Genomic DNA, 17,289 nt, shown 5'->3' with positions numbered 1-17,289 from the left:
GCACGGTGCCAAAGGCGCTGGTTAAAATATGGAATCCATGAAACTGGGTTCAGGGAAATATAAAAGTACGGTAGAGGAAAACCAACAATAATTTGACACTATCACACTTTAAAATAATTTGATTGATAACCTAACAAACAGTAGAATAAACGATTGTTTTTTGCGGTATAAATTTTGACTAGGTGGCTATCTTTAGGTAACGCGCGTTGAATTAGTTTTATTAATATCTCTGTCCGTTTCATTTTAAACTCCATACGTTCTCCTTTCTTTTAACGTTTATTTCTTATCTTATCACAGGGCAAAAAGGCGATCAATTCAAATAAAAAGAACGTTTCAATGAGTCATCTCATTAAAACGTTCAATGTTTACAATCCTTTTTGAACATGTAAATAAAGTGAATATATAGTCGGAACTAAGATAGCAACTAAAACAGCCCCCAGTAAGGTCCATTCTGCATTAAAGCTTGTTATAAAACCGCTTAGTAAAATAAAAGCTCCTGCAATCATCCATACCACGCCACCCAAACGATGAGTGCGACTCCAGTTTTCTTCATTATTCATTGTCCAAGGCAATTTAATACCAATCGTATAGTTTTGACGAATTTTAGGTAAATAGTTTCCTACAATAAGAAAGATTAGTCCAACTAAAAGATGACCAAATAGATTAGTATTGATCGGTATTCCTAAGTTATATGCATAAATCATCGTTAAGGTGAAAATTGAAATAAATGGCATGAGCCATAGTACTAAACTGAACATTTTATTACTAATATTTCGTCTTCTTGGGTCGATAGTAGTCATTAATGCACTTAACATATGTCCACCAAGCATAATTAAAGGTAAGCCAACGACAGTAAACAGTTTGCTAGAAAAGCCATCTACTTTATTATCTGCATTAAAGTGTGTCGCCATTTGTTCTGGTAATTGATTCCATAACAGAAGGCCAAAAACTATAGGCAAAACCGTTAATAAAGCGGTAATTAAAATCGTCTTTTTGTTTTCCTTAAACATCTTCATTCACTCCTTTTAAATTAGCAATCCATAACATTATTTCTTCTAGCACAGAAGCATTTAGCCGATAGTAAATGTAGTTTTTATCTTTCTTTTCAAAAATTAAATCTGCTTCTTTTAATACTTTCAAATGATAGGATACTGTAGCTTGGGTAATACTAAAGTTAGACGCAATTTCGCCAGCTGACATGGCGCCTTTTTTGAGTAACTCTAAAATTTTACGGCGTTCCGGATCAGCTAATGCTTTAAAGGTTTTAGCAAAAGTCATCATCTAGCCCTCCTTTATTTTTCATTTCGATTTCTATCTAAATAGATTATACCTTATATGAACCTTTCTCACAAGACTATTTTGATATTTTTCTAAATAGAGTTATTAGTTGACTTTATTTTTTATCGGTGTTACTCTTGAATTAGTTAAAGTTTACGTTTGTAAACAAAAATAAAAGGAGTGAGTTACATGCAACACCACGCGCACCATGATCATGAAAATCATATCCACGACCAACATGATCATCACGGCGGACATCATCATGGAAACTTTAAAGAGATTTTGATTAAATCTTTACCCTTAGCTATTCCGATTATGATTTTATCGCCGATGATGGGGATTCAATTTCCATTTCAGTTTACGTTTAAATACTCTGATATTATTGTAGCCATTTTAGCGACTATCTTACTTATTTATGGCGGTAAACCTTTTTATACGGGAGCGTTAGATGAATTCAAACAAAAATCCCCTGGCATGATGGCGCTTGTTACGATGGGAATTGGCGTTTCCTATCTATATAGTATTTATGCTGTGGCCGCTCGTTACACAACAGGTACCCATGTGATGGACTTTTTCTTTGAATTTGCGTCTTTAATTCTTATTATGCTTTTAGGTCATTGGATTGAAATGAAAGCCATTGGCGAAGCCGGAGACGCTAGAGAATCATTGGCCGCTTTAATCCCTAAAGAAGCGGACGTCGAACAAGACGATGGTTCTTTTACGAAAAAACCAGTGGCTGACCTAGAAATTGGCGACATCGTCCGAGTTCAAGGCGGAGAAAATATTCCAGCTGATGGCGAGATTCTGCGCGGATCTTCTCAAGTGAACGAAGCTCTTTTAACAGGAGAATCCAAACCTGTCGCTAAAGAAGAAAAAGATACTGTAATTAGTGGTTCAACTAATGGAGACGGAACGCTTTATATTAAAGTGACCCAAACAGGGGATCAGTCATTTATCGCCCAAGTCCAAGATCTAGTCTCTTCTGCGCAAAATCAGCCGTCTCACGCGGAAAACTTAGCTCATAAAGTTTCAGGTTGGCTTTTTTATATTGCTGTGAGCGCTGCAGTGATTGCGTTTATCCTTTGGTGGATCGTAGCTGATCTATCCACTGCTGTAACTTATGCGATTACTACTCTTGTGATTGCTTGCCCTCACGCTTTAGGCCTAGCAATTCCTTTAGTCATTGCCCGAAGTACAAGTTTAGGTGCTAACCACGGCTTACTTGTTAAAGACCGTGAAGCTTTAGAATTAGCTGCTAAGGCAGATATGATTATTTTAGATAAAACCGGTACACTGACAACTGGAAATTTTAAAGTGCTTCAAATTGATGGGTTTTCAACTCACTCGGAAGAAGACATTTTAAGACTTTTAGCAGGATTAGAATCAGGTTCAAGCCACCCCATCGCTCAATCGATTGTTAACTATAGCCAAGACCAAAAGGTTACCCCAGCTGACTTTGAAGACATTGAAATTATTAAAGGAAGTGGCTTAACAGGAAAACATAACGGTCACTTTTATCAACTTATTAGCCAAAAAAGTTATGGTAAAGAATTAAACTTTGCTCCGCCAACGGGAGCTACAGTTAGCATTTTACTAGAAGACGACCAAGCGATTGGTGCAGTTTCTTTAGGTGATTCATTAAAAGAAACAAGTAAGCACTTGATCCAGTCTTTAAAAGATCGTGGTATTCAACCCATTATGGCAACAGGAGATAACGAAGAGGCAGCTAAATCAGTCGCTGAGGAGTTAGATATTGAGTATTACGCCAACCAATCTCCTGAAGATAAATATCGTTTAGTTGAGCAACTTAAAAAGCAAGGACAAGAAGTCATTATGGTTGGTGACGGCGTTAATGATGCTCCTTCTCTAGCTTTAGCTGACGTAGGGATTGCGATTGGCGCGGGTACGCAAGTTGCGATTGACTCAGCTGACGTTATTTTAACCCAGTCTGAACCCGGGGATATTGAAGCCTTTATTGAACTTGCTCAAAAAACAACCCGCAAAATGAAAGAAAACCTTCTCTGGGGCGCAGGATATAATTTTATTGCGATTCCACTTGCTGCGGGACTTCTAGCACCGATTGGCTTTAGTCTCTCTCCTGCTGTTGGAGCGATTCTGATGTCTCTATCAACCGTAATTGTTGCGATCAATGCCATGGCCTTAAAATTAAACAAAGAGTAATGAAAAAACCGATGTTAGATAAAAAATCTACATCGGTTTTTATTTCCACCACTTTCACCAATGATATGTTGAACAGTTCCAAATTACTGTAACTTCATTGTTTTTATTAAATTTTAATTATAAAATAAACTCATGTATTTTATTGATTGAATTTTAGGAGGAGTCAACGTGAAAGCAGTGATTACTGTCATCGGGGCAGATCAAGTTGGAATTGTACATCGAGTGAGTGAGTTATGTGTTAAGCATCAACTAAATATTGAAGATATTTCGCAAACTTTGATGGATAGTTACTTTACTATGATTACTTTAGTAAATATTAGTCAAATGACGGGAACGTTTAGCGAAATCGTCGAAGATTTTGACCGTCTATCTGATGAATTAGGTTTAACGATCCGCGTTCAACACGAAGATCTTTTTAACCGAATGCATAACGTCTAGGAGGATTCCATGGATAAGCAACATATTATTGAAACCATTAAAATGTTGGACGAGAATAACTTAGACATTCGTACAGTCACTCTCGCCATCAACTTAATGGATTGTATTGACGCTAATTATCAAAAAGCTTGTGATAATATTTATAACAAAATGATGCATTATGCTAAAGACCTAGTCGCAACGGCTGACCGCATTGGCGAAATGTATGGCGTACCCATTATTAACAAGCGACTTTCTGTCACACCCATTGCTTTAATTGCTGGGGCAACAGATTTAGAAGATTATACACCTTTTGCTGAAGTATTAGATAAAGTAGCCAAAGAAACGGGTGTTGACTTTGTTGGTGGATTTTCTGCCCTAGCTCAGTCAGGAACAAGCCCTGCAGATCTAACGCTTATTAATTCCATTCCTCATGCCCTATCGACTACTGAGCGAGTCTGTGCTTCAGTGAACGTTGGAGACACTAAAAGCGGACTGAATATGGATGCTTTAAAGCGACTTGGTGAGGTTATTGTCGAAACGGCTGAATTAACAAAGGACGCTGACTCGATTGGGTGTGCTAAATTAGTTGTCTTTGCGAATGCTGTTGAGGACAATCCATTTATGGCCGGAGCGTTTCACGGTGTCGGAGAAAAAGATGTCGTCTTGCACGTAGGAGTCAGTGGTCCCGGAGTAGTAAAAGATGCCCTTGAAAAGCATCCCGACAAAGACTTTAATGCAATTGCAGAAGTTATTCAAAAAACCGCTTTTAAAATCACTCGAATGGGTGAATTAATCGGGTCAACCGTGGCTAAAGAACTTAACGTTCCTTTTGGTACTATTGATTTATCCCTTGCCCCTACTCCAGCTATTAGTGACTCTGTTGCACGCATTCTTGAAGAAATTGGTGTAGGCCAAGTGGGCGGACACGGAACAACAGCAGCTTTAGCTTTACTAAACGATGCGGTCAAAAAAGGTGGTGTCATGGCATCCACCCATGTCGGCGGCTTAAGTGGCGCGTTTATTCCTGTCAGTGAAGATGAAGGAATGATTGAAGCAGCCCGAGTCGGTACAATTACAATTGACAAACTTGAAGCAATGACTTGTGTTTGTTCCGTTGGGTTAGATATGGTCGCAATTCCAGGAAATACACCTGCGGAAACAATTTCTGCTATTATGGCTGATGAGGCAATGGTAGGCATTATTAATAACAAAACGACGGCTTCGCGATTAATTCCTGTTATTGGTAAAGACGTGGGCGAAGAAGCTGTTTTTGGAGGCCTATTAGGAAGTGCACCGATTATGCCCGTTCACGAAAGTGATTCCAGTCGATTAATTAACCGTGGCGGACGCATTCCAGCACCGATCCATTCCTTTAAAAATTAATCTGACTAACAGTAAACGAATAATGAGTGATGTCATTTTGTTTTAATATAATTTCAATTATTTTGCGGAAACGGGTTGACAAGATAACAGATACTCTGTATGATTGCCTTAATTAAATAATTAAAAATCAATGAAAAAGAGAGTAAGTAGACTCACTTTCTTAGCGATCAAGGGACGGTGTAAGCCTTGAAAAGTAATCTACCGAACCGCACTTTGAAGATGCATAAGTGAAGTCATAGCTTATGTCGCGAATGAAGCGTTATTATTTTAAAGTTGGATTGTACATTGTACAATCAATAAGAGTGGTACCGCGTAATGATAATAATTTCGTCTCTTGCCGTTAAGGCAAGGGACTTTTTTATTGCTGAAATGAATTTTAAAAAAAGAAAGGTGATTAACATGTCAAAGAAAAAAATTGTATTAGCTTATTCAGGTGGTTTAGATACGAGTATTACGATTCCATGGTTAAAAGAAAACTATGATGCCGATATTATTGCGGTGTGTGTGGATGTTGGAATTGAAGAAGATTGGGACGCCATCGAAGAAAAAGCGTTAGCCTCTGGCGCATCAAAGTTCTTCTGCCCTCACGTAGCTGAAGAGTTCGTAGAAGAATATATTTACCCAGCCATTCAAGGTAACTTAAAATACCAAGGGACTTATCTTTTAGGAACTGCCCTTGCACGTCCTTTAATCGCTAAATACTTAGTTAAAATTGCTCACCAAGAAGGTGCGACTGCCATTTGTCACGGCTGTACCGGTAAAGGAAATGACCAAGTTCGTTTTGAAATGGGAATTGCGGCCTTTGATCCAACCATGGAAGTGGTGGCGCCGTGGAGAATTTGGGATATTAAATCGAGAGAAGATGCGATTGACTACGCAAACGCTAAAGGCGTACCCGTCACATCAACGAAAGAAAAAATCTACTCAGAAGATGAAAACTTAATGCATATCTCTCATGAAGGTGGCGACATTGAAGAACCAGGTAACGAAGTGGATTACGCTAACATTTTAGCCATGGTTAACCCATTGGAAAATACTCCTGATGAAGCAGAATACGTCACTATCGATTTTAAAGAAGGTAAACCAGTAGCTGTTAACGGTGAAACTCTTTCTCCTGTTGAATTAGTCACAACATTAAATGAAATTGCCGGTAAGCACGGTATCGGTGTTCTCGACTGGATTGAAGATAGAACCATCGGTATGAAGTCTCGTGGTATTTACGAAACACCTGGATGTGATTTATTAATCGCAGCTCACGAAAGATTAGAAAGTCTGACGTTAACAAAAGAAACCATTAAATTAAAACAACATATGGGCATCGAATGGGCTGAATTAGTCTATACAGGACATTGGTATTCAATGGCTAATAAAGCGATTCAAGCTTTCGTCGACTTTACACAAAAAACAGTCACTGGATCAGTGAAATTAAAGCTTTACAAAGGTAATATTTTACCTGCCGGCGTTACAAGTGATTACGCATTATTCGACGCGGATGTCTCTGGTTTTGGTGCCGATGATTTATACGATCACCACGACGCAGAAGGATTCATTAACGTCGTTACTTTACCAACGAAAATTCAAAACAAAAAAGGATTGATTTAATTATGGCGAACCTATGGGGTGGACGGTTTAAAGAGTCTGCATCAGACTTAATGCAACAATTTAATGAGTCTTTTGGTATTGATAAGCGACTATGGTATGAAGACATTACGGGAAGTATTGCTCATGTCACTATGCTTGGCCAAACAGGTATTTTACTTCAAGAAGAAGCTGACCAATTAATTGGCGCACTAAAAGAGTTGCGCGATGACATTCAAGAAAACCCTGATCTTTTAACAGGCGACTATGAAGACATCCATAGCTTCGTTGAAGCTAAAATGATCGAAAAACTAGGCGATATCGGTAAAAAAATTCATACGGCCAGAAGCCGTAATGACCAAGTCACGGTTGATATGAAACTTTACGTCAAGAAAAGCTTAAAAGATTATCAAGAAGCCGTTCAAGGGTTGAAACAAAGTTTTAACGAAAAAGGTCAACAAATAGACGCACTGATGCCCGCTTATACCCATTTACAACGTGCTCAAATTGTTCCCTTTAGTTATGTTTTGGACGCTTATGTTGCGATGTTCGAACGTGACTGGCAAAAAGCTCAAGACGCGATTGATCTATTAGACGAAAACCCATTAGGAGCTGGAGCTCTTGCAGGAACCACTTACCCAATTGATCGTCAATTAACGAGTGATTTATTAGGTTTCAAGCAAGTTCAACGAAATACATTAGATGCAGTGAGTAACCGAGACTTTATTTTAGACGCACTACAATGTTTTGCGAGTATTATGGTACATATGAGTCGCTTTGCGGAAGAATTTATTATTTACTCAAGCCAAGAGTTTGCTTTTGTTGAATGTTCTGATAACTTTGCTACGGGGAGTAGTATGATGCCTCAAAAGAAAAACCCCGATGCTTTAGAACTCATTCGTGGTAAAGCCGGTAAAGTCATTGGTTTAATGAACTCAATGTATACAATTATGAAAGGCTTGCCTTTAACTTACAATAAGGACATGCAAGAAGATAAAGCCATTTACTTTGAAGCTTTTGATACAACCATGGCTTGTGTCACTATTTTGACAGAAGTCGTTCGTGAATTGATTGTGCATGAAGATCGTTTAAACGAAACTGTTCATGAAGGATATTTAAACGCGACAGAATTAGCCGACTATTTAGTCCGTCAAGGCATTCCATTTAGAGACGCCCATAGTATCGTTGGTCAAATGGTTGTGTATGCTATCGAACAAAACAAACAGCTTCATCAATTAACTTTAGATGAAATGAAACAATTTGAAGAAAAAATTGAAGACTCAGTCTACCAATCTCTTGAGCCTGATTATATTATGCAACAAGGTATTAAAAAAGAGATGTTAAAATAGGTCTTTTCTTACAAATCAAAATCGATTGTGTTATACTTAGCACAATCGATTTTTTGTTAGAAAGGGGTAAGTTTATGGAGTATAGAATTAGACAAGGTTTAATAAATTATGAGAACAAGACTTATTTACGTGATGATATTATTCCCGATGACGCCATTAACTGTTCTCTGGGGATTAACCCATTTGGTTTTACGTCACAAATCACTAAAGATGTCTTTAACAGTACCTTTAACGGCATTAGCGAATACCCGAGTTATCCTTACGTAGATTTAAAGCAAACTATTTGTAATTATTTATCTGGGGTCGCTAACTTAATGCCGGAACAAATTCAATTAGATAACGGATCATTAGCCGTATTAATTAACCTTAATCGGCTACTTATTAATCCAGGTTCTAAAGTGTTGTGCCTTGCCCCTACGTTTACTGCTGCTACGGCAGATATGGAAGCCATGGGTGCAACGATTGATTCTGTTTTTCTTAACGAAACGGATCAATTTAAAATAAACTTAGACCAATTAAAAGAACGCCTCGAACCAGATCATACCGTAATTTATTTAGATAACCCTAATAATCCCACTGGACAAATGATTCCTCTACAAGAACTAAAAGAATTAGCTCATCTAGCGGAAAAGCAAAATACGATGATTATTATTGATGAAGCTTATGGTGATTTTATTGATTTATCTCATTCTGCTGCTTCGCTTATTGAAGATCATCCAAACATTATTGTTGTTCGCTCATTATCTAAAGGGTTTGGCCTTGCTGGTTTAAGGGCCGGGTATTCAATCGTTCATAAAGACTTTATCCCCTACATTAAAAAGTTGCCGTCAGAAATGGCTTTAACAGAAATCACTGCCCAGTTGGCCCCTTATGCGTTACAAGATACCCAATTTTTAGAACGGTCTCGTCAAAAGATTGCTGAAAACAAAAAGAAATTACTTAGTGAATTAAACGTCTTAAAATGGGGAACTACTTTTGAAAGTGTGCCGATTGTTTTATTATACACTGACCGCAATGTACATTTATTTGAACTCCTTCTTAAACACGGAATTATTACAACGAACGGGGAAGATTTTGAAGGATTGGACCGCCACTACGTCCGGTTACGTGTCCCAAAAGATGTTAAGCCGCTACTAAAACGACTGCAACTAGTTGAAGAGGAATTAGCTTCCCACTTTGTAGAATTTATTTAAACAAAACAATCCACCATTGATGTGACACTCATCAATAGTGGATTGTTTTTATCATTCTTTAGCACTTAATACATCGTGCCCTACATTTTTAATCGCGGCAGTAATTTCATCTAAAGATGTTTCCTCTTCATTAAAGGTCAATTTTACTTTAGAGGCATTGAACATCACTTTTGCTGAATCATCGTCTACACCTTTCACCGCTTTTACTGCGCCTTCAATTTTTAAAGCGCAAGATGGGCAGGCGAGGTCTCCTAATTGAATGGTTGCTTTTTTCATTGTTATTCTCCTTTAACTTCTAAACTTCAATAATCTCATATCATTTAAAATAACGAGTAGTATACTTCCTTCATGAACTAACATACCTAAAGTCATATTGACCCAATCGGCAAACAATAAACCATAAAGTAAGAGTCCAACTACTCCCACCGCAATGATAATATTTTGAATCATATTGCGAGAAGTTGCTTTTGTTAATTCAACTGCGTAAGGGAGTTGTTGAATATTCGAATTCATCAACACCACATCTGACGTCTCAATCGCCACGTCGGTTCCTCCACCCATCGCAATTCCCACTTGAGCTAAAGCAAGGGATGGACTATCATTGACCCCATCACCTACAAAAGCCACTGTATGTCCTTGATCAATTAATTGTTGCACATACTCTGATTTTTGTTTAGGTAGTAAACCACCATGACCTTCTGTTAAACCTAATTCTTGGCTGACAAGATCGACGGTTTGTTGGTTGTCTCCAGATAACATAACTAAATTTTTGACGCCGTCGTCTTTAAGGGCTTGAATTACTTCTTTAGCTTGAGGACGAATTTGATCTTTAATGCCCATAACGGCCACTAAATGACCATCTATTCCAGTTAAAACAATGGAGTTTCCTTGATGAATTAATTCATCAATGGCTTGACGTTGACTTGAAGTCATCTTAATGCCTTCTTGCTCCATCAAAGTCATATTCCCAATAACGACTTGATGTTCTTCAACTTTAGCTACGACACCGCCACCTTTAATAAGGTGTGTGTTATCGACTTTAAAGGTTTTAGCGTTACTATATTTTTGAACAATCGCTTTAGCTAACGGATGGTCAGATTCTTTTTCAACACTCACAAGTAAATCGATCACGTTTGTTTTATCCTCTGCGTAAAATAAAGCTTTTGAAACTTCAGGTTGACCTATAGTTAAAGTACCCGTTTTATCGAAAATGATGGTATCTGCTTGGCTAAAGTCTTTAATGACTTCACTTCCTTTTAAAAGAACTCCATTTTTCGCGCCATTACCAATTCCTGCTACGTTAGAAACAGGAATTCCAATTACTAACGCACCTGGGCATCCTAAGACTAGAACGGTAATAGCTAATTCAACATTTCGAGTAAAAAACCATGTAAGAAACGCTAACACTAAGACTGCCGGTGTGTAATATTTTGCAAACGAGTCGATAAAGCGTTCCGCTTCGGATTTTGAGTCTTGGGCTTCTTCGACTAATTCAATAATTTTCCCAAAGGTCGTATCTTCTCCGACCTTTTCGGCAATAATTTGAAGCGTCCCATTTTCTAAAATAGTTCCTGCAAATACTTCGCGCCCTTTTTCTTTACTAATTAAATCAGGTTCACCAGTAATACTTGCTTCATTAATATGACCTTCACCATTTAAAACAGTTCCATCCACCGGAATCCGGGCTCCTGTTTTAACAAGAAGTGTATCATTCAATTCCACTTCATCAATGTCCACTTCATGAAACTCGCCGTCATCCATCAGTTTTAAGGCACTTTCAGGCGCCATTTCCAGTAATTCTTTAATCGCAGAACGCGTATGATTTAATGTACGTTGTTCTAAATAAGAACCGAATAGAAAAAGAAACGTCACGATTGCTGATTCTTCAAAGTTTTGAATAATAAAAGCCCCGATCACTGCGATGGTAACAAGTAGATCAATACTAATGACTTTTACTTTTAACGCACCCCACGCTTGAAAAGCGATCGGTAAAACACCAATAATAGAAGCGATAATAAAGCTGATTTCAGTCACATTATTTAAGCCAATAAACCAATGATTGAACAGAGCGATAATAATTAATACTCCGCTGATTAATGTAATTTTTTGTTTGTTTTCGAATAAAAATCGTTGCATGATCCTCACCTAGCGACTTTCATCTAATAATTTTAACGTTGTGTAAAGTTCAGTGTAACCTTCGCAAGCATCTTCAGGTAAAGTATAATAATCAGTCACTCGTTGAAGGAATTGAAAAATTTGAGTTGCTTCGTCAAATTTTCCGTCTTCATACTTTTCTTGAAGACTTTGGGCTAATTGATTCACTTCGTGAAGTTCGGGATGATTGGCACCGTGTACTTTTTCGACCACCGGAGCTAGAAAGCCTAACTTTTCCATTAACTTATTTCTCTTTACCATAATAATAACCTCCTTTTAAGTTATGCAGGATGTTTCCCTCCTGTCTTCAATGATTATTATAGGAAAGAGTTCGTTGAATTAACTTGACCTAGATCAAGTTTTTGTAAAAAAATAGACTTTAAAAGTATTTTTACTCTTAAAGTCTCCAATAACTATTCATTTTTTAAATCGAATACATAATCTGAAAAATCATCTAAATCAATCACTTTAATTTGACGCCCTTGTCGCTTGATATAACCTGCTTCTTCCATCTCTTTCAATCGTCTAGAAACAGTTTCAGGGCTCGTTGCTAAATAATTAGCTAATTCTTTCATTGTAAAAGGTAACTGAAATGTATTGGTTGCTTCATCACTAGCCAAATCTAATAAAAAAGAAGCGATGCGCGAGCTGACACTTTCCGTTGCGATACTGACAGTTTGTTTTTGAGTCGCTTGGAGACGGCGATTAAATTCGCCTAATAACTCTAGCGCAATTGAAGGATTTTCTAAAAGAATCTTTTTAAAGTCTTCTTTTTTAAGTAAACAAACTGAAACTGACGTTAAAGCTTCAACATACGTCGTCGGCAACTCATCAGAAAATAAAGTTTCTTCGCCCACAACGTCTCCAGGACCAATGATTCGTAGAAGTTGCTCCCTACCTGCTACTGAAATTTGATACTCTTTTGCATGACCTTTGGCGATAATGAATAAACCAATATTGTCGTAAGGCGATGACAATACGTCGCCCTTTTTATAAGTTGTATGGGATACAATATGATTAATTTTAGTTAAGTTATCTTCGGATAGGTGACTAAATATGGGAACAAGGTGGGCACAGACATGCTTTGGCATAACGCTCCTCCTCACTGAAAAGACTATTTACGTAAAACTTTATCCATAGATTTACCTTTGGCGACTTCATCCACCAATTTATCTAAATAGCGAATCTTTTGCATTAGTGGATCTTCAATTTCTTCTACGCGAATTCCGCAAATGACACCGGTAATTTTAGAACAGTTCGGATTCATTTGAGGAGCACGTTCAAAAAACTCGCGGTAACTAATTTCTTGATCTAACGCTTCTTGAAGTTGTGCTTCATTATAACCCGTTAACCAATAAATAATCTCATCTACTTCTTCTTTTTGACGACCTTTACGTTCAACTTTTGCGACTAACAATGGATACACTTTAGCAACGGGCATCGCAAATACTTTTTCGTTTCTCATTTAATCACCTGGCTTACTTTAATTTAATCGGGAAAACATAGACGGTTCGCTTATCGCCTTCACTATCTTTTTGTGTCTCTTTAAAAGGCTTACCGTCGACTTCGACCTCTCCTTTATATTCATAGTGACTTGGCTTTAGCTTTTCGAACAAATAAAGAGATTGACCATTATCTTTATAATGGGCTAGTTCTCTATTTTGCCACGGCGCATCAAGCGTTTGGTCCCCTTTACGACCGATGGCTGTAAAATAAAGAGTATCTCCTTCCCAACGGTTATCATAGAGTCCGTACTTAGGGTCATTAACTAAGACTAACAAGTTTAATGTTTTAGACTTACGGATACCACCTTCAAACTGACAGCGAAAGATTTCGGTAATTTCTTTATTGTTTAAAACAGTTCCTACTTTTAAATCTTTTACTGTTTGAGTCATTTGGATGATCCTTTCTCTTAGCGAATGGTAGTCCATTCAATGCTTGGGGTTGTCTATCTCATCAATCTTCTAACCATTTTGTATTCAGTATAGAATATAAAACGAAGGAAAGCTATTATCTTACTATACACCGGATCTTTACACTTTCTTAGTGTTGCACATGTACAGAGCTCTTACAACTGACGCACTATTTAGAGTGACATTTCTATCTTAATAATCATCCTCGTAGTCGTCATCTTCGTAATCATAGTCATTGTCATAATCGTATTCATAACTATTATCATAATAAGGTGGGTATTTCCGATCAAATTCTTGCACAAGGGCATCTATTAATTTTTGTCTAACCTGCTGGACACTTAGACTATTGACATAAGTGGTAGTAATTTCAATCTCCATCTGCTGCTGTTTTTGATATTCAGTTTTCCAGCTATTATAAGCTTCTTTTTCCGCACGCTCCTCCGCCTCCCACTCTGCAAGGATGGCCTCCGCTTGTTCAGGGAAATTAAAGAAATATAAAGCAACCATATGCTTACAAATGACTCTTCTGCCTTTAGCAAACGGACAAGTGCACGGGGATTTTCTAGGATGATGAATATCAATAACCACTTGATACACATTATCTAAAGAGCTTTTGACTTCCCCTTCATACATACCATCACCACGATCCGTTCCTGTGATTACTGCCTTATTTTGATGATAGGTCATTCCTCTATAAAATGATGCACTACTTGCTAAGTGAACGACCTTCAACTCTTCCCAAATACTCATCGCCTTTCCTCCATCTGTTCAAATCCTATCAATGGATTTTACTAAAAACGGTACTTTGTTCTGTGTCATTTGAGCGACCTTTAACTTCATCATACAACTTTCTACTTATTTTTGACTGAAATTTTATTCTCTGTTATAGTTCGATTTTCTTTCAGCAACTCTTTTTAATAGTTTAGCTTTATCTTCTGGCAACTCTAACACATGTAATTTTCGATGACAGTTTGGACACACAGCGATTGTATTTTCAATGGTGTCATCGCCGCCTTCAGATAAATATTCAATATGATGTACTTCAAGGAAAGGAACTTCTTTGTTTTTAAAAGGTGCTTTCCTATCACATAATTGACAAATTCCCTTAGCTAATCGCAAAGCATATTCTTTTATAGCGGGATTTCTTTCATATCTTGTAGCGATGACCTCTCTTTTTAAAGTTTTTCCAACGTTATATTCACTTTGCTGCTCTGCTATCATCATAATATTTTCATCGGATTCATTGTGCAGTTGATACTCTACTTTTTTATCCGCTGCTGCAACCAGTTCTTCCGGAACGATGTATGAATTACTCAATATTTCTAGTGGAAACTTATAAACCTTGCGCATATCGCCATTTGAATCCGTTTCAAGCTCCGAATAAGGTTCTCCTGCTAAGATTACCTCACCGGCAAATGTATATTCTCTTTCTTTAAAAACTTCAAAAAGATAAGCTTTAACACCATTAGTATCTAATTGATTTAGCGTTTTATTTTGGCGGTAATCTAAAGATTGATCTCCTTGCTGTCCCATTCCGGTATAGTGTAGCTGGTTATTGATCCATTTGTTTTTATAAATGCTTTTACCTGTATTGTTCGAAATCAAAACAAGAGTTCCTGTTTTATGAGATCGTCTCATTCCGCCTTGAGGGGCGCAGCCGAAAGCTTCTACAACATCTAAATTCGAATAGACACTATTTATTTCTAAGTCTTTTATTTTCTTATCCATTATAACTCCTCATTTCTAGTCATCAACACCACACACTCCACATGGGATGAGTTGATAGAATTGATGTGTTTACGATTTTTGGTGAAATGGTCGTCTGTGGAAACATCTCGACTGTTCTCGGAAAGTGACACTGATTCATTTTCTACAAAGCTACTTAAAGTTGAAAGCATAAGTTCACTTTCCATTGAAGTCTTAGATGATATTGCACAAAAGAAAGCGGATGAGACTGTCCTTTTCCATTGTGCTGGTTGTAAGGGTCGAACTAGAATTGCCACTATGCTACTATTAGATATTGTAGGTTTATCTTTACAAGATATTATTACCAACTATAAAGTGAGTTTTACTAATCTAACCTTTAGCTCTAACAAAAAATCTATCTAAGATACCCATGAACACTTTGGGTTCGAACCTTGAGAACATTAAAGTCGCCCATCAGCATCTACATAATAATTGCGTTTCTTTCGAGAAATACTCGAATTAACCCTTTAATTATTAGGCCGGATATTGACCGCCACAAACTCATAGAGGGTCACTTAGCGAGTTTCCTGATTAATATTTACGAAATTAACTTTCTAACTTAATCTACAAATTAAAAAGGAAGACCCTGTAGTGAACCCCAAAAGTTGGAGTTTATTCAATTAAATATTAAGCAGACAATTGAGTGTCTTGTTTTCGGTATTCAACCGGAGATAAGCCACTCAATTTTTGTTTAATGCGATCATGGTTATAGTAATAAATGTAGTCTTCCATTCGTTGTTTTAGCTCAGTATATGTGAGTAATTTTTCTCCATAATACATCTCCTGTTTCAATATGCCAAAGAAATTCTCCATCGGAGAGTTATCAAGACAAGTCCCTTTCCGAGACATACTTTGAAAGATACCGTGTTGTTTCAAAGTCTTTACCCACTTATGATGTTGATAATGCCAACCTTGATCGCTATGTAGAGTTGTTCGATAAGTGGCATTATTTTTAATGACTGAGAGAGCCGTTTTCAACGGTTCTATCGCTATATCTAATGTAGGCCGATTGGAAATCTCCCAAGCTATAATCTCTTGATTATATAAATCCATAATAGGACTTAAATATAACTTTTCATCATTCAGACATTTGAATTCGGTAATGTCTGTAACAAGTTTTTGTAATGGATGAGGTGTCATAAACCGACGATTTATTTTGTTTTTAGCGACTTTACCGACAGGTCCTTTGTAAGAATTGTATCGACGAGATCGATTCGTAAACTTTAGACACTGTAGCCCTAATTGTCTCATAATACGAAGAACGCGTTTATGATTGACTTTATAGCCTCTGGCTCTTAATTCAATTGTAATGCGTCGATAGCCATATCGCTCTTTATGTTCCTCAAAGATAGCTTGGATAAGGTCTTCAAGCTCTTTATCTTTATGAGGTTTGGTTTTCTTCGCGATATGATAGTGGTAAGTTGATTCTGGTAATTCTGTCACATATAAGACATCTTTGAGTTTAAAGCCTATTTGGGTTAAGTCATAGACTATGTCTGTTTGTTGTTTGCGCGTGGGTCTTCTAAGCCCAGCGCTTTTAACTTTTTTAAGTATTCTAATTCAATCCTTAAATACTCATTTTCTTTCTTTAACAATTCGTTCTCTTGCTTCATTTCGTCATGATTGTTATCGTGAACCGTTTTATTATTATCTTGATTCGGATTCGATTTAGGCATTTTTGGCGGTCTCCCTTGCGGTTTATTCAGACCTTGGATGCCAAACCTTTCGTATTGACGATGCCAGTTGGCTATGATGGATGGCTCACTTATACCAAAAGCATTCGCTGTGTCTATATAGGACGCACCCGTGTCTTGCTTAAATCTTAAAACATTTAACTTAAAATTTAAAGGATAGATTGCATTTCGTCGTTTTGTTTTAAGGCCTTCTTTCCCATTGGTTTTGAATTGGTTAACCCATTTTTCAATCAAACTTGTCGTTGAAATATGATGTTTCTTAGCGAGTAATGTGCAACCTAATGTCCCATTTAGATACTCTTCGACAACCTTTAATTTGAATTCATATGAATACTTTTGTGACACAAAAATGACCCCCGTAAAGTTAGATTTTTAACTCTAACTTTCGGGGGTCACCTCA

The 17,289-nt window shown here is 37.2% G+C and carries 19 protein-coding genes and 1 other annotated feature; of the genes, 7 read left to right on the top strand and 12 right to left on the bottom strand.

From position 1 onward, the window contains the following. Positions 1-365: 365 nt before the first annotated feature. Both BLR79_RS06335 and BLR79_RS06330 read right to left on the bottom strand, forming a co-directional pair. Positions 366-1,010 (bottom strand): SdpI family protein, encoded by a 645-nt coding sequence (locus tag BLR79_RS06335; RefSeq protein WP_092085960.1) that lies wholly within the window; start codon positions 1,008-1,010, stop codon positions 366-368. Continuing rightward, the gene (locus BLR79_RS06330) at positions 1,003-1,278 is read right to left on the bottom strand and encodes an autorepressor SdpR family transcription factor (RefSeq protein WP_092085962.1); all 276 of its coding nucleotides are present in this window, start codon (positions 1,276-1,278) and stop codon (positions 1,003-1,005) included. Before BLR79_RS06330 ends, BLR79_RS06335 begins: the two co-directional genes overlap by 8 nt. Positions 1,279-1,449: 171 nt before the next feature. On the opposite strand from BLR79_RS06330, the gene BLR79_RS06325 reads away from it, so the two are divergent. The 6 genes from BLR79_RS06325 (at position 1,450) to BLR79_RS06300 (ending at position 9,382) form a co-directional block, all read left to right on the top strand. After that, positions 1,450-3,459, top strand: a complete 2,010-nt coding sequence (locus BLR79_RS06325; RefSeq protein ID WP_407643815.1) for a heavy metal translocating P-type ATPase — start codon at positions 1,450-1,452, stop codon at positions 3,457-3,459. Positions 3,460-3,627: 168 nt separating this feature from the next. Continuing rightward, positions 3,628-3,897: an ACT domain-containing protein gene (locus BLR79_RS06320; RefSeq protein WP_092085956.1), complete on the top strand. Its 270-nt coding sequence runs from the start codon at positions 3,628-3,630 to the stop codon at positions 3,895-3,897. A 9-nt stretch (positions 3,898-3,906) separates the two neighbouring features. After that, complete coding sequence (locus tag BLR79_RS06315; protein WP_092085954.1) at positions 3,907-5,262, top strand: PFL family protein; 1,356 nt, start codon at positions 3,907-3,909, stop codon at positions 5,260-5,262. A 121-nt stretch (positions 5,263-5,383) separates the two neighbouring features. After that, positions 5,384-5,600, top strand: a binding site (T-box leader). Between the two features lie 61 nt (positions 5,601-5,661). Next, the gene (locus tag BLR79_RS06310) at positions 5,662-6,864 is read left to right on the top strand and encodes an argininosuccinate synthase (RefSeq protein WP_092085952.1); all 1,203 of its coding nucleotides are present in this window, start codon (positions 5,662-5,664) and stop codon (positions 6,862-6,864) included. A 2-nt stretch (positions 6,865-6,866) separates the two neighbouring features. After that, entirely contained in the window at positions 6,867-8,189 is a 1,323-nt protein-coding gene (argH, locus tag BLR79_RS06305; RefSeq protein ID WP_092085950.1) for an argininosuccinate lyase, read from the top strand. A gap of 74 nt (positions 8,190-8,263) precedes the next feature. Next, positions 8,264-9,382 (top strand): pyridoxal phosphate-dependent aminotransferase, encoded by a 1,119-nt coding sequence (locus BLR79_RS06300; protein WP_092085948.1) that lies wholly within the window; start codon positions 8,264-8,266, stop codon positions 9,380-9,382. 51 nt (positions 9,383-9,433) lie between these two features. Here BLR79_RS06300 and BLR79_RS06295 read toward each other — a convergent pair whose 3' ends face one another. From BLR79_RS06295 to BLR79_RS06260, 8 genes are all read right to left on the bottom strand, one after another. Then, complete coding sequence (locus BLR79_RS06295) at positions 9,434-9,658, bottom strand: heavy-metal-associated domain-containing protein (RefSeq protein WP_092085946.1); 225 nt, start codon at positions 9,656-9,658, stop codon at positions 9,434-9,436. 12 nt (positions 9,659-9,670) lie between these two features. After that, positions 9,671-11,518 (bottom strand): heavy metal translocating P-type ATPase, encoded by a 1,848-nt coding sequence (locus BLR79_RS06290; RefSeq protein ID WP_092085944.1) that lies wholly within the window; start codon positions 11,516-11,518, stop codon positions 9,671-9,673. A 9-nt stretch (positions 11,519-11,527) separates the two neighbouring features. Beyond that, positions 11,528-11,797 carry a hypothetical protein gene (locus tag BLR79_RS06285; RefSeq protein WP_092085942.1) on the bottom strand — a complete coding sequence of 90 codons (270 nt, stop codon included), beginning with the start codon at positions 11,795-11,797 and terminating at the stop codon, positions 11,528-11,530. A gap of 152 nt (positions 11,798-11,949) precedes the next feature. Then, on the bottom strand, positions 11,950-12,627 hold the full coding sequence (locus BLR79_RS06280; RefSeq protein ID WP_092085940.1) for a Crp/Fnr family transcriptional regulator: 678 nt from the start codon (positions 12,625-12,627) through the stop codon (positions 11,950-11,952). Positions 12,628-12,650: 23 nt separating this feature from the next. Further along, positions 12,651-13,001 carry a DUF2200 domain-containing protein gene (locus BLR79_RS06275; protein WP_092085938.1) on the bottom strand — a complete coding sequence of 117 codons (351 nt, stop codon included), beginning with the start codon at positions 12,999-13,001 and terminating at the stop codon, positions 12,651-12,653. A 13-nt stretch (positions 13,002-13,014) separates the two neighbouring features. Continuing rightward, positions 13,015-13,431, bottom strand: coding sequence for an SRA domain-containing endonuclease (locus BLR79_RS06270; RefSeq protein ID WP_092085936.1), 417 nt, complete (start codon positions 13,429-13,431; stop codon positions 13,015-13,017). Positions 13,432-13,641: 210 nt separating this feature from the next. Beyond that, positions 13,642-14,199 (bottom strand): SWIM zinc finger family protein, encoded by a 558-nt coding sequence (locus BLR79_RS06265; protein WP_092085934.1) that lies wholly within the window; start codon positions 14,197-14,199, stop codon positions 13,642-13,644. 123 nt (positions 14,200-14,322) lie between these two features. Next, a complete protein-coding gene (locus tag BLR79_RS06260; protein ID WP_092085932.1) occupies positions 14,323-15,177 on the bottom strand; it encodes an HNH endonuclease in 855 nt (284 codons plus the stop codon). Positions 15,178-15,240: 63 nt separating this feature from the next. Between BLR79_RS06260 and BLR79_RS09395 the strand changes: the two genes are divergently transcribed. After that, positions 15,241-15,558: a tyrosine-protein phosphatase gene (locus tag BLR79_RS09395; RefSeq protein ID WP_092085930.1), complete on the top strand. Its 318-nt coding sequence runs from the start codon at positions 15,241-15,243 to the stop codon at positions 15,556-15,558. 264 nt (positions 15,559-15,822) lie between these two features. Here the strand turns inward: BLR79_RS09395 and BLR79_RS06250 are convergent, their stop codons facing one another. Both BLR79_RS06250 and BLR79_RS06245 read right to left on the bottom strand, forming a co-directional pair. After that, positions 15,823-16,749: an IS3 family transposase gene (locus tag BLR79_RS06250; RefSeq protein WP_327020428.1), complete on the bottom strand. Its 927-nt coding sequence runs from the start codon at positions 16,747-16,749 to the stop codon at positions 15,823-15,825. After that, entirely contained in the window at positions 16,686-17,234 is a 549-nt protein-coding gene (locus tag BLR79_RS06245) for a helix-turn-helix domain-containing protein (RefSeq protein ID WP_092085926.1), read from the bottom strand. The genes BLR79_RS06250 and BLR79_RS06245 overlap by 64 nt, the downstream gene beginning before the upstream one ends. Positions 17,235-17,289 lie beyond the last annotated feature (55 nt).

Source organism: Dolosicoccus paucivorans, from assembly GCF_900100125.1.
GTDB lineage: Bacteria > Bacillota > Bacilli > Lactobacillales > Aerococcaceae > Dolosicoccus > Dolosicoccus paucivorans.
This window is presented reverse-complemented; position numbering and strand designations above follow the sequence as displayed.

Bases quoted from the DNA above. Each gene is read 5' to 3' on its own strand.
- BLR79_RS06335 (WP_092085960.1), bottom strand. From the start codon at position 1,010: ATGTTTAAGGAAAACAAAAAGACGATTTTAATTACCGCTTTATTAACG.
- BLR79_RS06330 (WP_092085962.1), bottom strand. From the start codon at position 1,278: ATGACTTTTGCTAAAACCTTTAAAGCATTAGCTGATCCGGAACGCCGT.
- BLR79_RS06315 (WP_092085954.1), top strand. From the start codon at position 3,907: ATGGATAAGCAACATATTATTGAAACCATTAAAATGTTGGACGAGAAT.
- BLR79_RS06310 (WP_092085952.1), top strand. From the start codon at position 5,662: ATGTCAAAGAAAAAAATTGTATTAGCTTATTCAGGTGGTTTAGATACG.
- argH (WP_092085950.1), top strand. From the start codon at position 6,867: ATGGCGAACCTATGGGGTGGACGGTTTAAAGAGTCTGCATCAGACTTA.
- BLR79_RS06300 (WP_092085948.1), top strand. From the start codon at position 8,264: ATGGAGTATAGAATTAGACAAGGTTTAATAAATTATGAGAACAAGACT.
- BLR79_RS06295 (WP_092085946.1), bottom strand. From the start codon at position 9,658: ATGAAAAAAGCAACCATTCAATTAGGAGACCTCGCCTGCCCATCTTGC.
- BLR79_RS06290 (WP_092085944.1), bottom strand. From the start codon at position 11,518: ATGCAACGATTTTTATTCGAAAACAAACAAAAAATTACATTAATCAGC.
- BLR79_RS06285 (WP_092085942.1), bottom strand. From the start codon at position 11,797: ATGGTAAAGAGAAATAAGTTAATGGAAAAGTTAGGCTTTCTAGCTCCG.
- BLR79_RS06280 (WP_092085940.1), bottom strand. From the start codon at position 12,627: ATGCCAAAGCATGTCTGTGCCCACCTTGTTCCCATATTTAGTCACCTA.
- BLR79_RS06275 (WP_092085938.1), bottom strand. From the start codon at position 13,001: ATGAGAAACGAAAAAGTATTTGCGATGCCCGTTGCTAAAGTGTATCCA.
- BLR79_RS06270 (WP_092085936.1), bottom strand. From the start codon at position 13,431: ATGACTCAAACAGTAAAAGATTTAAAAGTAGGAACTGTTTTAAACAAT.
- BLR79_RS06265 (WP_092085934.1), bottom strand. From the start codon at position 14,199: ATGAGTATTTGGGAAGAGTTGAAGGTCGTTCACTTAGCAAGTAGTGCA.
- BLR79_RS06260 (WP_092085932.1), bottom strand. From the start codon at position 15,177: ATGGATAAGAAAATAAAAGACTTAGAAATAAATAGTGTCTATTCGAAT.
- BLR79_RS09395 (WP_092085930.1), top strand. From the start codon at position 15,241: ATGTGTTTACGATTTTTGGTGAAATGGTCGTCTGTGGAAACATCTCGA.